A 15,262-nucleotide genomic window follows, 5' to 3' on the forward strand; every position below is an offset into this window, starting at 1 on the left:
TAATATAACTACCCTCCCTTTGAAGGAGAGTGGCATTATACAATTGCTCTTCTTATTCATCTACTCCTAATGGATGACTGTTCGTCGAAAATTTTTCGCTACTATAGGGTGTAGGAGAGAGGTTATCCTTACTCAACCAGATAATCCCCTCGGATTGAAAAAACCACCAATATCCCCCCCGGATTAGGTGGTTTTTTTTATGGAAAATTTTGGAGTGAAGAAGGGTCTTTTTTAAGGTGAATTTTCACCTTTTAGGAGATTAAGCCTGTGTTGCAAAATCAAACTTCCTCCCTTATCGCCTCTGCACCCCCACCCCCACCTGTTTCCAACTTTTCTAATGAGGTGGGTTTTGTAAATACACCTTCTCCTGTAGAAGGGATCTTAGCAGCCGGCAGAACTTTATCGACTGCACTTTCCTCGGGATCAATTACCAGCAAGCAATTAAAGTCTGCGATGAGCGATGCTTTTGGTGGCAGTGATGCCACTGGAGTCTGGGCGTGGAAGGATGCTTACGAGGCACTTGAGGTCGCGCAAATTCTGTTTGTCCGTAAATATGGACAGGCCATTCTCTCAAAAGGCTCGGACACGGCGATATCCATGCTTGGCCGTATTTTATGCGGCCTGCCAACGCAAACCCGTCGCAGCGAAGAAATGCTAGAATATCAGCAGTTCTCCACACCCTTACCTCTGGCTTATGCCGCATCGATTGCAGCTGGTATTGGTAAAGGGGATGTGCTGTTAGAACCGTCTGCCGGAACAGGGCTGCTTGCTGTATTTGGTGAACTTGCTGGTGCAAACCTTATTCTAAACGATTTAGCCGATAAGCGAGGTGGGATACTAAAAGAACTGTTCCCTCAAGCTGAAACATCTAATGTGAATGCAGAGCAAATCAATGATCGACTGAGTGATGATTTCATCCCTTCGGTCATTATCATGAACCCGCCATTTTCTGTGGCAGCTAATACGTCGAAAAAATCAACATCGGTAACTTTGCGGCATTTGAATTCTGCGCTTGCGCGTCTGGCACCAGGTGGGCGACTGGTTCTGATCACCGGCGAGGGTTTCAAACCTGCAGGCCGATGGCTCGAAGACTTCGCGCATATCCAAAAACGAGCATCGCTCGTTTTTAGTTGCGGGTTGCCAGCTAATGTCTTTGCCAAGCACGGAACGACCTTTGACACTCGATTGAGCGTTTTTGACAAAATCCCTTCGGATACACCTTCCCTCTTTTCGGGTCTATTTGAGGCTGAGATCCCGGACCTCCCTAGTCTGATTAAAATATTGGAGACAGATCTTCCTTCTCGGTGCTCACCCGAAGGGGCGAGGTTTCACAGACAATTGCCTGTTTTAGCTTCGGGGTCTTTGAAGACAGAATCAACCAGGCCAAGCCATAAAGCAGAGACCCCTGCACTCAAAATAGGTGCTGAGGAAATCGAGTTTGTTATCGGGAATTTAGCCTCTGAGGGACTAAGTAATCCTGAGACAATGCCTTTTGATACATCAAACGCAGTTTGTTTTGTGCCATGGGTGCCTCAAGCGTTTGAGGTTAAGGGGGCGAAATCTCATGTGACGACATTATGCCAGTCTGCTGCGATGGCCTCGGTTGCGCCGCCTCACGCGACATACAAGCCTTGCTTGTTTCCCAAAATTGTTGACCAGGGGATCTTGTCCGATGCTCAACTTGAGACGGTTGTTTACGCAGGACAAGCCCACAACACCGTCCTTGACGGGTGGTTTAAGGTGAACGATGACCAATGCACTGTATCGGTGGCGAAGGATGAGGACCCTGAAGCTGTGCAGTATCGTCGGGGCTTCTTTTTGGGGGATGGAACGGGTGCTGGTAAAGGCCGTCAGATTGCCGGTATTTTCCTTGATAATTGGAACCGTGGACGTAAGCGCGGGCTATGGATATCTGCATCGAGCAGCCTTCTTGAGGAATCTCGCCGAGATTGGGCGGCGCTTGGGATGGATGAGACTCAGATTATACCTCTTAACAGGTTTAAGTCGGGATCGGATATCAAACTCCCTGAAGGAATTTTGTTTGCGACGTTTGCTACGCTGAGATCAGAAGGCCGAGGTGGATCTCGGATTGACCAGGTGATGAAATGGCTTGGGGATGACTTCGACGGTGTTATCGCCTTTGATGAGGCGCATTCCATGGCCAATGCGGTTGTATCTGGAACAGAATTTGGCAAGGGTAAAGCTTCGTTACAAGGCTTGGCAGGGCTGCGGTTACAGTTTGGCTTGCCGGATGCGCGGGTATTGTATTCCTCTGCAACTGCCGGGTCGGATGTCTCAGATCTCGCCTATGGCGAACGGCTTGGGCTTTGGGGCTCTAAAGAGATGCCCTTTGATACACGAGATCAGTTTATTTCCGATATGACCCAGGGCGGCATTGCGGCTATGGAAATGATTGCGCGGGATCTTAAGTCCCTTGGAATTTATACATCAAGAGTTCTCTCTTACGAGGGCGTTGAGGTTGATCCTCTGATCGTTGATATGAAACCTGAACAAGTGGAGGTCTACAACCTTTTTGCGGATATTTTCCAAGTTATCCATCAAAATCTTCAAAAAGTCTTGGTCGAGATCGGTGTTGTGTCTTTTGCTGCAACGAATGGTCGAGCTAAAGGTGCAGCTCTTTCTGTTTTTGAGAGCACAAAGCAGCGTTTTTTTAACGCTATTTTGACTGGCATGACTGGCCCGAGCCTTATTAAAGAAATCGAGTGTGATCTCGAAGCGGGGCGTGCACCGGTTTTGCAACTGGTCTCGACTGCGGAAGCGACACTTGAGAAACGTTTGGCAGATATACCACCTTCTGAGTGGCATGATATCAGGATCAACATCACGCCAATCGACACTGTAGTGTCTTATTTGGAAACAAGTTTCCCGATCGAGCTGCATGAGGAATACGAGATGGATGGTGAAGTCTATGTCCGCAAGGCTTTGGATGAAGACGGAAACCCGATCTTTTCCAAAGCGGCAATGTCTGTTCGGGATGACCTGATTGAGCGTCTTGCGAGCTTGCCGGCTATTCCTTCTATACTTGATCAGATATTACACCATTTTGGCGATGAACAAGTTGCGGAAGTTACGGGACGTTCCAGGCGGGTTCTCCTAAAAGACGGGCGTTATTTTGTCTCCAAGAGATCCCCGAGTTCCAATATCTCGGAGACACAAGCTTTCCTCGATGACAAAAAGAAGATGCTGATTTTCTCGGATGCGGGTGGGACTGGCCGGAGTTACCATGCGGGGCTGGAATTTATAAATCAGCGGCAACGGGTTCATTACCTGGTGGAGCCGGGTTGGAAGGCCGATCGTGCGGTGCAGGGTCTTGGGAGAACGAAAAGAACCAACCAGGCATCTGATCCTATATTCCGGCCTGTCTCTACGGATGTTAAGGGGCAACGGCGCTTTATCTCGACCATTGCCCGCAGGCTGGATGCCTTGGGCGCTATTACTCGGGGGCAGAGAGAGGGTGGAACGGGAGAGCTTTTCCGCGAGAGTGATAATCTCGAATCAGATTACGCGAGGCAGGCGCTTTATTCTTTTTACCGGCTTTTGTACCAGGGCAAGCTCGATTGTATGGGGATGGATGAGTTTGAGCGGTGCACGGGTCTGCGCCTCACATGTCAGGAAGGAGGACTGCGTGACGATCTCCCTCCTATACAACGTTTTCTCAATCGTATTTTGGCTCTTAGGATCGATATGCAAAACAGGTTGTTTGATGAGTTTGACGCTTTGCATAACGGGGCGATTGAGCGGGCAAAGGAAAACGGAACCTATCAGTTAGGGGTTGAGCAACTGACAGCACACAGTCTTGTGGCTGTTGATAGGAAGGTTATTCGTACCCAGGAGGGGACGGGATCGGAAAGTGTTTTGGTTGAGATCGAACGCAGGGACAAGCTTAAACTGAATGATTTTGAGGAGTTGATGTCTAGCGGTCCTTCTGGAGGTACGGGGCGGATGATGATTAATACGCGCTCAAAGCGTGCCGCAGTGTTAAAGCCGGCACCAGGATATGCGGATGAGGAGGGTATTATTATCAAGAGATATTATCTGTACCGCCCGGATACACGAGAGACAATTATGGCGGAGGGATTTAAGGAAACCTGTTGGATTGAGGATGATCTGATATTGTTTAAAGAGTATTGGGAGACAGAAGTGAACGCATTACCAGAATACAAAACAATGCGTTTTTATATGGTGACTGGCTTGCTTTTACCTTTGTGGAAACATATGCCCAAAGATAATCCCAGGGTACGAAGGTTGGTTTTGGATGGTGGTGAGCGATTGCTTGGCCGTATTGTTAATTCCGCCGAGGTGCAAATGCTTTATCGCAATCTTGGTGTTGATCAGGAGGTTGATATTCAGGCATCGGATGCATGGGAGCATGTCTTGGGTAAGGGGGGGCATGGTGAGTTGGCAGGGAAGCTTAAACTCCGGCGTTCTCTTGTTGCTGGCGATTACCGCCTTGAGGTTACGGATTGGGACCAAGCCGATAAAGAGCGCTTAAAGACGCTTGGGTGTGTCTCTGAGATTATCCAGAGCTGGTTGCGGATCTTTATTCCAAGGGCTGATGTTTTGGATAAAATTACGGCGAGGAACCGTGTTGTTTCCTTGAGTTGATGGGGGGTCTGGGTTATATTTTTAGCTCAGAACTCATTGTTTGAGGACTTCTTGATTGTAAAGCAGTCCTAAACTTTCAGGACTGATAACAAAGCCCGGAGCTAATTGCTTTGGGCTTTGTGTGTCCAAGGTACAGTAAGGGATGGTTTCTCTTTTAAGGGTTTGTTGAGAAATAGTTATTATGCTTTATCTTACATAAGTTGTGTCCATCATAATTCCCTGCCAATACCCCCTCGGGTTGGCGGGGTTTTGTGTTCTGGAGGGGAGATTTGTCTTATTCGAGGTGAATTTAATTCACTGGAGAAAAGCATATGAATATCCATTTTGTCAGTAGCCCCTTGGCTATTGGAAAACACGAGTGGAGAGTATTGGTAAAAGATTGCAGAATCTATGGTCCAAATCCAGGCGACGCCCCTTGTCTAGTTTATCAATGGCGTTGCCTGCATTTGCAGCGATTGGGTGTCTGTGCTGGTTGTTGACTGATTTACTGGCGCAGCCCCAAGCGGGTCTACATGACGGTAGCGGCCTTTTGGCCGCGCTCAAGTTTCGGGCGATGCCCTTTTTTTATTATCCAACACTTAGGTTTAAAACCACCGACTTTCAGTCGGTAGAGTCGGACTTTAGTCCTTTTTTCTCAGTCATTGTATACTCCCAAGAGGTCGTCCCGGAGGGGTGAAACCTCTTGGGAGTATACAATGACTTACACAGCCTCTGGCCATGCCGTTTTTCACAATCGCTATCACCTCGTCTGGATTACGAAGTACAGATACCGGGTATTGACCAGGGAAATGCGCCTTCGTATCCGTGAGATTACCCGCCAGATATGCGCTCAGTTGGGTGTAACTATCGTCAAAGGCGTATTGTCTGATAATCATGTCCATATGTTTGTCGAAATACCTCCCAGGTTGTCTGTCAGTGATTTCCGGCAAAAAGTTAAGGGCTGTACATCCCGGAAGATCCAGCAAGAATTTCCAGAGCTACGCAAACGCTATTGGGGGCAGAGGTTTTGGGCGCGGGGCTATTTCTGTACAACAGCTGGAAACGTCACTGAGCAAACCATTCTGGATTATATCGAAAACCACACCCCCGAACCTACCGGCTTAAGACGGTAGTCGTTCAGTTAGATATATAGAGCGCCCTGGGGGCGCACCTTCTTTTTGAAATTTCTATACCAGAAATTTTTAAGGGTTAAAAAGGTGGGGCGTTCCGCCCTCGCTAAAGCGACTTTTGATCCCTTAAAATCTTCCTGCCATGTACGAAAATGTGAACGGCAACATCGTCGTCCTTTTTGAAAACATCAGTCATCGGATAAAATAATGGAACATCAAAATATTGCTTCAAAAGGTCTTACATCCACTGCCCGAGTTATTGAGGAAATGGAAACTTTTGGTAGGCGCCCTTTTTGTGATGAAGAAGACCATCGGCCACTGCCAGATAGTGAACTTGTAACAAATGCCCTTGATGAAGTTTTCGGAATACTTACCGAGATTTTCACAGATACCCGTTTGGAAGATCAACTTTCTTCTGTTCTTTCGGACGTTGTAAACAGCTTTAACCGGAGGGTATCAGATGTTGAGCGCAAACTTGACGGGACAGAATACCAGCTAAAGGATTTACAACGCCATTTTGACGGTAGCGAAATTACAACGCTTAAACTGGAACGCCTCACAGCCGAAGGCCGAACCATGACAGAAGCGCGGGATGCTTTTGAGGTTATCCGCGATATTGCCGCAGATCAGTTTGAAATGATTGTGGGTAAGGCTTGGATGCCAAGGACCCGTAAATCAGTTGTAAACCATAGCGCGAGATCACAGGCTTTTATAGGTAGTAATGATTTTATCAAAGCCCGAAAGCTGGAAAAAACCCTTGTTCACATTCCCAAGGGTACACCTGTTCTCTTTTCGGGTGATTATAAAGTTGATGATATCAACGGCGTTTGTTTAATGCTCGATCGCTTGGCCGATAAAACACCGGATATGTTTTTAGTGACAACAGCAGGAAATAAAGGCGCGGATATCATCGCAGCATCTTGGGCCAAATCTAAAAAGGTTCCAGTTGTGGCCTTTGGTATTCACTCCAAAGCCAAGAAAGCCCCTTTTGATAGGAACCGTGAAATTTTCAAACAAGTAAAACCCTCCCTAGCCATTATTTTTGGCAGTGGAGGTATTCAAGAAAACCTACGCGAACTTTCAAAGAAAAACCGCATTAAAGCGTTTGACGGCTTTAAACTCGTAGAAGCTGCAAAATCCAAATAATTTTCAATAACGGAATGGAGGAGGGGCATAGCGCCCCTTCTAAACAACAGAAAATCGAAGGAAAAGAAAATGTCATATGCATTAAATAAAGTTGAGTTGATTGGTAACATTGGTAAAGAGCCTGAAATTAGAACCATGCAGAGCGGCGAGCGGGTAGCGACGTTTTCAGTTGCAACAAAAGAAAAATGGAAAGACCGCCAGACGGGTGAACCCCGCGAAGTCACGGAATGGCATAGCGTTGTTGTTTACAACAAGGGTTTGATTTCCGTTGTTGAGAAATTCCTCAATAAAGGTTCAAAAATCTTTGTTGAGGGGAAAATCCAGACCCGAAAATATCCCCATAAAAAATACAGTGACGTGGAAATGAAAGTGACGGAAATTGTGCTTCAGGCGTTCAATGGAAATATTATCTTACTGGATGGAGCAAAAGGGCAGGGCGCAAGCCAGCACGACGATGAAGCCTTTGATAATTACCATAACGAATAATAGGTGAGGGCCGCCAGTTTGTAACTGTCGGCTCTTGTTCCACGGATTGACGAAAAATCAATAACTCCCTATATATAATAACATGGATACAAAGATATGAGTGATACGAGTATGAACGAGCGTGTAGCAAAGCTTGAAGGCAAGATGGAAGGAATTGAAATATTCCTGCCTAAGTTGCTTGCCCGTTTTGAACACATGGAAGAGGCGATCAAGGCCGATTTCAAAGGTCTAGAGCAGAAGACTGAAACACAGTTTAAAGGCTTAGAAACAGAATTTCGCTCTTCTCGTGCTGACAGGTGGACCCAGACGTTAACGCTTGTGGGTATTATGGGCGGAATGCTTGCAGTCTCGATAGGAGTGATTGCCCTTATTATTCCTAAGTAAGCCGCTAAACTCTCTTTTTACATTTTCTAAAAGCCGCCTTTATTCGTGAAGGCGGCTTTTGTGTTTTATAAGTGGGGCAGTTCGGGAAATTATGAAACGCGGTTATGTACTACGGGGATTTTTACCTTGTTTGGATGGGGCTGGCGCTAACTAACATGGATACCAAAAAGGCCCTTTGAGATGGATAGGTCTCCAGGGCCTTTTGGATATCCACTGCGGACATCCCAGGCACAAAGCCCTATGGACAATTTCGCTTTGCGAAAACGGGTCAGTTATCAACACTCTCCACAATCATTCGCGCTGCTCAATCATATGGATAGTATTGATAACTCACCCTTTGACCACAGACCTTTGCACCACCGGGGATGCCCTTGCCCGTCTAATCGACGGGTGTAAGTCAGCGCACTACCCGAAAAGCCGGAGATGGATAGTGGTGGTTGTGGGGATGCTTCTTTCTGGATTTTGATCCGACTGCGTTCGTGGAGAGAAGCTTTTGCGTCGGCTGCGCCGACAAGAATGCCCGTTGTATCAACAAGGGCAGGAGAACAATTTTTACTAATTCTTAAACTTATAGGCTTTATTATGAATTTTGCATTAGTTCACTTCCTTATTAGTATGCCCTGTCAGTGTTTCCCCTGACAGGGCATACTTTTTTGGTAAAGGAGAATGAACACTTTTTTTGTGAACGCAAAAAGCGCAAATTCCTGCGGAACCAAGCTCTCCGTCGCTAACCTCGTAACTCAGTAAGCTTTACCAAGCCCCCAAAAGGTCTTGGTCATTCGGGAACGATCCTTTTTGCAAGTGAAGTGGTTTTATCGGTCTTACGACCTTTAGCGCCTATGGCGCATTGGCCTTTCTAAGAAAGGCCCATTGTCAGGGCCACGCTTCGCTGCTGCCGCGCTAAAGCGCGTCACTCCGGGGGCTGTATCCCCATTTTTCCCTCGCTGCGCTCACTGCAAAACGGGTGATACCCCTCATCCCCCTCCGGCCCATAAGACAATTCCTCCAAAGCTCATCGCCGCTTGGCTAGTTCTTTTTTCATGTTGAAAAAAGATAGTCCAATTAAGGGAAGTGAAAAATGGAAAATATAAAGCAAAAACAACATGTTACACGTGAAACAATCAAAACACACGAAGCTGGATACTGGGACGCACAAAAGGAAGCACATGCCATTATTAAACCAATTCGCGCGGTCCTGGATGATTACGAAGGAGATGGTCCAAGCGAAAATGGGAAGCCTTTCGAAGAAGCTGCCGAGAAAATAATTTATAATAAATTAGCTCGAAATATTCTGATTGCTTTGGGGTATGAATCACATCTTACTTTTATATTTTGTCTTTATTTTGGTGCTTCGCATTCGGGTAGTAAATTTTATCTATCGGATTGGGAGCCTGCGCGACAACGCTTATTGAAATGGCGCGTAGAGGGGGTGCCTCCCCATTATAACGAACTTCCTGATGCTCCAGACTACTAAAGGGCTTTCGTGTACCGATCTGGAAACTGTTCTGGATCGGTTCTTCAAGGCGTAACTGGCCCGAAGCTGCGATTTAGGCCAAGCTCTGAAACCGAGGGTTTCTCTCAGTTTTACGGATTGACGAAAAATCAATAACTGCCTATATATAATAACATGGATACAAAGATATGAGTGATACGAGTATGAACGAACGTGTGGCAAAGCTTGAAGGCAAGATGGAAGGAATTGAAATATTCCTGCCTAAACTACTTGCCCGTTTTGAACACATGGAAGAAGCTATCAAGGCCGATTTCAAAGAACTTAAAGATGATTTCAAGGGTCTAGAACAGAAAACTGAAACACAGTTCAAGGGTCTAGAACAGAAAACTGAAACACAGTTTAAAGGCTTGGAAACAGAATTTCGCTCTTCTCGTGCTGACAGATGGACCCAGACGCTAACACTTATCGGAATTATGGGTGGTATGCTTGCTGTATCAATAGGTATAATTGCCCTTATTATTCCAAAGTAAGCCGCTAAACTCTCTTTTTACATTTTCTAGAAGCCGCCTTTATTCGTGAAGGCGGCTTTTTTGTTTTATAAGTGGGGCAGTTCGGGAAATTATGAAACGCGGTTATGTACTACGGGGATTTTTACCTTGTTTGGATGGGGCTGGCGCTAACTAACATCATCTGCCTTAAAGGCCCTCTGAGACTCTTACGGTCTCCGGGCCTCAAAGTCAGATAACTGCACCAATCCTAGGCACAAAGCCCTATGGACAATTTCGCAATGCGAAAACGGGTCAGTTATCAACACTCTCCACAATCATTCGCGCTGCTCAATCATATGGATAGTATTGATAACTTACCCTTTGACCACAGACCTTTGCACCACCGGGGATGGCCTTGCCCGTCTAATCGACGGGTGTAAGTCAGCGCACTACCCGAAAAGCCGGAGATAGATAGTGGTGGTTGTGGGGATGCTTCTTTCTGGATTTTGATCCGACTGCGTTCGTGGAGAGAAGCTTTTGCGTCGGCTGCGCCGACAAGAATGCCCGTTGTATCAACAAGGGCATAGAGATGCGGCTAAATTAGTGTTTCTCTGGTCCTATATGTATGCGTTGTGGGAGTTGGTTTTGTTGACATAGGCTTATCAATAGTTTGGGTGAAGCTCTAAAGAGAACAAATTCCTGCGGAACCAGGCTCTCCGTCGCTAACCTCGTCCCTCGATAAGCTATACCAAGCCCCAAAAAGGGCTTGGCCATTCGGGAACGATCCTTTTTGCAAGGGAAGTGGTTTTATCGGTCTTACGACCTTTAGCGCCTATGGCGCATTGGCCTTTCTAAGAAAGGCCCATTGTCAGGGCCACGCTTCGCTGCTGCCGCGCTAAAGCGCGTCACTCCGGGGGCTGTATCCCCATTTTTCCCTCGCTGCGCTCACTGCAAAACGGGTGATACCCCTCATCCCCCTCCGGCCCATAAGACAATTCCTCCAAAGCTCATCGCCGCTTGGCTAGTTCTTTTTTCATGTTGAAAAAAGATAGTCCAATTAAGTGAAGAGGAAAATAAAATGGAAAATATAAAGCAAAAACAACATGTTACACGTGAAACAATCAAAACACATGAAGCTGGATACTGGGACCAGAAAAAAGAAGCTTGGCGCTTGATTGAAAAATTAGGGACGAGGATCTGGCGCGCTGAAACTGAAGATTTTGGCTTCTATGGAGAGGGGATCGACTTTAACGATCCTGATCGTGACGCTCTCATCGAGGAGCAAGCTCAATATTACCGGGATCGTGAAGCTGAATGTGAAGGCTGGAAAGCACAGTTAAGAGCAAACCCAATGGTGGTTAAAATCTATCAAGCTCTTGGTTGTGGCGAAGACATGTTTATCGATTGTGATAAGCACCCTTCTTTGTTTCCCTATAGGTACTGAGATCATGAAAGCGGATCAAAAATATTTCACATCACCAGGGTTATGGAACCTTTACATGGGGCCGCTTTTATTAGCGGTTTCACCTTTCCTGCTTTGGTTTGTTCTTGATATCTTAAGAAATCTGTAGAGGTTCACATGCTAAGAAATCCAATGCCAAATCGTAGGATGTCTGAAAACCATCGCTTGCCAGTAGGGGAGGCTGGTCGAGAGCAGACATTTTTTGTCACTCTTGGGATGATCCACATTGGTGATCGTCTGGTGATTAATGAGGTTTTCATGAAACATGGCAAAGAGGGCCAAGCCCTCGATGCAATCTGTGATGATGCCGGGATCTTAATCTCACAGCTTTTGCAGATGGGGTTTCCTGTCGCTGATCTTTGCAGTGACATGTCCAGATTGCCAACCTTTGAGCAATCAGGTTGTGCTCCAGTCGCACTGGCTGCACCAGTCGCATTGGCCGGGCCAATCGCATTGGTACCGGAGCCGGCTTCTATTATTGGGGCTGTTTTACATCTTATTGCCCGAGAACAGACTAGTCTGGATCAGATTAGCCTTGATAATAACCTCAAAGGGGAGCTGGTTTGATGGCTTTAGTAAATCTCACACGTAAAGAGATCGATGCACTTCTTGGTTTGATTGATCTAGGAAACACATTAGTTTTCAGCGGGTCTGAAAACGAAAAATTCAATTTGGAGGTTGAAACCGCATCGGGTGCAATAGAGAAGCTTACAAGAGCTTTAGGACAGAGCAGCCGCAGGAGTGGTTTCTAATGAGCGGATTTGTAAGAGATGTGGCCGGCAGGCTTAACGAGCGAGCAGAAGCTCTTTGTCGTAAATATCTAAGCAACGGCACCAAGGTTGGTAATTACTGGATGGTCGGATCGATCGATAACGAAAAGGGCGACAGTTTTGTTGTTCATATCTCTGGACCTAAACAAGGCAAGTGGTTCGAGAATGCGAATGGTGCAAGTGGAGATATGTTCGACCTGGTGAAGCATGCTGAGAATATTCCAAATAGCCTGGGGGCTGCGAAGTTTTCAGCTCACTCCCTTTTACAATTACCAATCGACGTAAAACCAGTACAGAAAAAAGGTTCTCAAAAGAAAATTGGTAGTTTGGTTGTTGATGCAATGAAGGTTGAAAAAAGCTGTTCTCTTTTTGAGAGGGGCATCTCAATCAAAGGCACAATAGCAGAAACTTATCTGGCCAATCGAATGCTGGCCAACATCGATGACAGGGATTTGCGGTTTCTTGGCGATTGCATGTATTACGAAGATGCGGATACCCCGTTAGAAAGACACCCGGCATTGCTCCAGGCAATCCGGGGAGATGACGGTAAGATTTTTTCAGTCAACAGAACTTACCTCAAAGCAGATGGTTCAGGTAAAGCGGATGTTGCCAGGTGCAAGAAGGTAACCGTCAATTACGAGGGTTACGGCGTTGCCCTGGGAGATCAGACTGGTGATGTTCAGATTGTGGGTGAGGGTTTTGAGACCGTGGCTTCTTTCCAAAAAACAATGCCCAAGGTTCCAGCTTTAGCCGGTCTTAGTAAACATCACACCTCGGTGCTTAGGATCCGCAAGCAAGTAAAGCGTCTGATCCTGGCACAAGATAGAGATGAAGCCGGTGATCTTTTGAGAGAGGAATTACAGAGGCGTTGTGATGCTAATGGGATCAAGTTGATCTCGGTCCTGCCGATCACCAATGATTTTAACCAGGATCATATGGATCTCGGATTTCATAAAATGAAGGCCAATATTCTGGAGCAAATCCTGAAAGTCTTTTGGTGATATTCAAGATTATACTTACCTTTTTTCGGGTTTCAGTTTTTTGCTCCACCGGATTTATATATCCAAAAGGAAATAATTGTACTGAGTAATATGCAGCCACCTAATGTACCCGCGGCATATAAAAAATTGGCTGAATTGTCCTCAATATAATTCTTCAGGGGAAGTGCAAGGTACCTTGCAGCAAGCCCCGAAATGGGAAGGGCCATTATCAAGAATAGTCCGATTTTTGCACTTACTTTCTCTCGTGGAGAACTTGCGGAAATTATTAATGCGGAGAGTAAAACCGCAGAAATGATCAGGCAAGAGAGGACGATTGTAATAGCAATCATATTCAAATATATATCACTCAGCCCACTCAGCATAATTTTTATCCATTCCAACGAAGTGTAAAAAAAATATCCCACACGGGAAAAATTCTTTTTCTAAATTAACTAATATATTTTGTTATATTCGATCATCTTTTTGGTGATAAATGTTCTGGCTTGACCTCTTTGTAATGCTGCCATCAATTCGGAGTGCTTTTCTATTTCAGCAGTAGATAATGGATAATTATTAATCTCATTTTCGATATTTTGGATCATATGTTTGTAAACGCGATTATATATATCGAGTTCTTGTTATTCTTTTTTGTATGCGCCGTGGATTTCAGTTTGTCTTTTCATGAAACATCTCCTTTGTGGTTAGTTTTAGGGTTTATTGTGTCTCGTAATAGATATCGGTTTTTTGTCCGGCGATGTGATATTTTAAACCATAAATAGTAGGTAGTTTATCAGCATGTTTTTTCTTGATCCCAACCAAATCAATATAGTTTGAGGCATATTTAACATCGAGTTTCCATTCTTGTTGGGATCTGCTTTTGTGGGTATCGAAAACACGTTCCAAGTTTGCGATTGTCTCTTCTTTGCTCCAGCCATTGTAGTGCGACAATAACATCGCATATTGTCGTCCAATACCATTTACGTTTGCAAAACCCAGGTGAAACATCAAATGGCAGTCAGGGCATAAGCAATAAAAACCTTTTAGAGTTTGGGTGCTATTGTCTTCGTCGTATTCCCACAATTCGTGTGCCTCGACACAAGCTCGTCGGCTAACTCTTTGAGCGTGTTTTGACGCCCGACGTGCTCCACATAGCTCGCACCTCAGTCCGTGATCCCTATAGACTTGTTCACGGATTTTCCGCCATGAACTTTCTGTGAGTATGTTTGCTAAAGAAGCGCCCCAAGAGGTGCTTGGTATTAAATCAATATCAAGTCGGAAATGACCTTGAGGCTGGAATGCTAAAGGTAAGAATTGTGAACATTTGTCCATGGCTGATGAACCGTTTTCAACCCAAAGATATTCTCGTTCTTTTTTAGCACCACAATCTCTGGCCATTGAGTATTCATCGGCAGAGACGGGTAAATATATTCTTTTTTGGGAAGAAGAAAGGGGGGGAACTAATCGCTGTTCGAACTCTCCACTGCCTGAGTATATACCCTCAATTTGTTTTTCCTGATATTCCAGTGCGTCAAAATCGTGTAAACAAATATCAACTACTGTTATATCACTTTGCGGTTCTGAGATATCAAAAACATCTTCATCGTGTTCTTGGAAAGAAGATTCATCCAAGAAAAAATTTGTACCTTCTTGGCTGAGATATTCTAGTTCTGTTATTGTCTCTTTTAGTTTTTTTGTTGTCTCTTTTAGTTTTGAAATTTCCTCGGATAATTCCAAATTTTGTGCTTCTAATTTTTTGATAAAGATGTCTTTTTTTTCGTAATAATAAGCAAGTAGATAGGCGCATTTATTATCCAACACTTAGGTTTAAAACCACCGACTTTCAGTCGGTAGAGTCGGACTTTAGTCCTTTTTTCTCAGTCATTGTATACTCCCAAGAGGTCGTCCCGGAGGGGTGAAACCTCTTGGGAGTATACAATGACTTACACAGCCTCTGGCCATGCCGTTTTTCACAATCGCTATCACCTCGTCTGGATTACGAAGTACAGATACCGGGTATTGACCAGGGAAATGCGCCTTCGTATCCGTGAGATTACCCGCCAGATATGCGCTCAGTTGGGTGTAACTATCGTCAAAGGCGTATTGTCTGATAATCATGTCCATATGTTTGTCGAAATACCTCCCAGGTTGTATGTCAGTGATTTCCTGCAAAAAGTTAAGGGCTGTACATCCCGGAAGATCCAGCAAGAATTTCCAGAGCTACGCAAACGCTATTGGGGGCAGAGGTTTTGGGCGCGGGGCTATTTCTGTACAACAGCTGGAAACGTCACTGAGCAAACCATTCTGGATTATATCGAAAACCACACCCCCGAACCTACCGGCTTAAGACGGTAGTCGTTC

13 protein-coding genes are annotated in these 15,262 nt (G+C 45.4%); 12 read left to right on the plus strand and 1 reads right to left on the minus strand.

Annotated features, from left to right (window positions below; all coding sequences use genetic code 11):
* Positions 1-267 precede the first annotated feature (267 nt).
* From ACOGW3_RS00135 to ACOGW3_RS00185, 11 genes are all read left to right on the plus strand, one after another.
* Positions 268-4,626: a strawberry notch-like NTP hydrolase domain-containing protein gene (locus ACOGW3_RS00135; RefSeq protein ID WP_419901094.1), complete on the plus strand. Its 4,359-nt coding sequence runs from the start codon at positions 268-270 to the stop codon at positions 4,624-4,626.
* Between the two features lie 695 nt (positions 4,627-5,321).
* Positions 5,322-5,738, plus strand: coding sequence for an IS200/IS605 family transposase (gene tnpA, locus ACOGW3_RS00140; protein WP_419901095.1), 417 nt, complete (start codon positions 5,322-5,324; stop codon positions 5,736-5,738).
* A gap of 204 nt (positions 5,739-5,942) precedes the next feature.
* Positions 5,943-6,881, plus strand: coding sequence for a DUF2493 domain-containing protein (locus ACOGW3_RS00145; RefSeq protein WP_419901096.1), 939 nt, complete (start codon positions 5,943-5,945; stop codon positions 6,879-6,881).
* A 69-nt stretch (positions 6,882-6,950) separates the two neighbouring features.
* Positions 6,951-7,367, plus strand: coding sequence for a single-stranded DNA-binding protein (gene ssb, locus ACOGW3_RS00150; RefSeq protein ID WP_419901097.1), 417 nt, complete (start codon positions 6,951-6,953; stop codon positions 7,365-7,367).
* Positions 7,368-7,463: 96 nt separating this feature from the next.
* Complete coding sequence (locus ACOGW3_RS00155; RefSeq protein ID WP_419901098.1) at positions 7,464-7,751, plus strand: hypothetical protein; 288 nt, start codon at positions 7,464-7,466, stop codon at positions 7,749-7,751.
* Between the two features lie 1,078 nt (positions 7,752-8,829).
* Complete coding sequence (locus tag ACOGW3_RS00160; protein ID WP_419901099.1) at positions 8,830-9,225, plus strand: hypothetical protein; 396 nt, start codon at positions 8,830-8,832, stop codon at positions 9,223-9,225.
* 167 nt (positions 9,226-9,392) lie between these two features.
* Complete coding sequence (locus ACOGW3_RS00165) at positions 9,393-9,734, plus strand: hypothetical protein (protein WP_419901100.1); 342 nt, start codon at positions 9,393-9,395, stop codon at positions 9,732-9,734.
* A gap of 1,036 nt (positions 9,735-10,770) precedes the next feature.
* A complete protein-coding gene (locus ACOGW3_RS00170) occupies positions 10,771-11,136 on the plus strand; it encodes a hypothetical protein (protein WP_419901101.1) in 366 nt (121 codons plus the stop codon).
* A gap of 135 nt (positions 11,137-11,271) precedes the next feature.
* The gene (locus tag ACOGW3_RS00175) at positions 11,272-11,721 is read left to right on the plus strand and encodes a hypothetical protein (RefSeq protein ID WP_419901102.1); all 450 of its coding nucleotides are present in this window, start codon (positions 11,272-11,274) and stop codon (positions 11,719-11,721) included.
* Complete coding sequence (locus ACOGW3_RS00180; protein WP_419901103.1) at positions 11,721-11,906, plus strand: hypothetical protein; 186 nt, start codon at positions 11,721-11,723, stop codon at positions 11,904-11,906. The genes ACOGW3_RS00175 and ACOGW3_RS00180 overlap by 1 nt, the downstream gene beginning before the upstream one ends.
* Complete coding sequence (locus ACOGW3_RS00185) at positions 11,906-12,925, plus strand: DUF7146 domain-containing protein (protein WP_419901104.1); 1,020 nt, start codon at positions 11,906-11,908, stop codon at positions 12,923-12,925. The genes ACOGW3_RS00180 and ACOGW3_RS00185 overlap by 1 nt, the downstream gene beginning before the upstream one ends.
* A gap of 693 nt (positions 12,926-13,618) precedes the next feature.
* Here the strand turns inward: ACOGW3_RS00185 and ACOGW3_RS00190 are convergent.
* Complete coding sequence (locus ACOGW3_RS00190; RefSeq protein ID WP_419901105.1) at positions 13,619-14,722, minus strand: hypothetical protein; 1,104 nt, start codon at positions 14,720-14,722, stop codon at positions 13,619-13,621.
* Positions 14,723-14,839: 117 nt separating this feature from the next.
* Here ACOGW3_RS00190 and tnpA (ACOGW3_RS00195) point away from each other — a divergent pair, with 117 nt between their 5' ends.
* Positions 14,840-15,256: an IS200/IS605 family transposase gene (gene tnpA, locus ACOGW3_RS00195; protein WP_419901106.1), complete on the plus strand. Its 417-nt coding sequence runs from the start codon at positions 14,840-14,842 to the stop codon at positions 15,254-15,256.
* The last annotated feature ends 6 nt before the right edge of the window (positions 15,257-15,262 follow it).

The sequence above is a fragment of the Kiloniella sp. genome (assembly GCF_965205715.1).
In the GTDB taxonomy this organism is placed as follows: Bacteria; Pseudomonadota; Alphaproteobacteria; order Kiloniellales; family Kiloniellaceae; genus Kiloniella.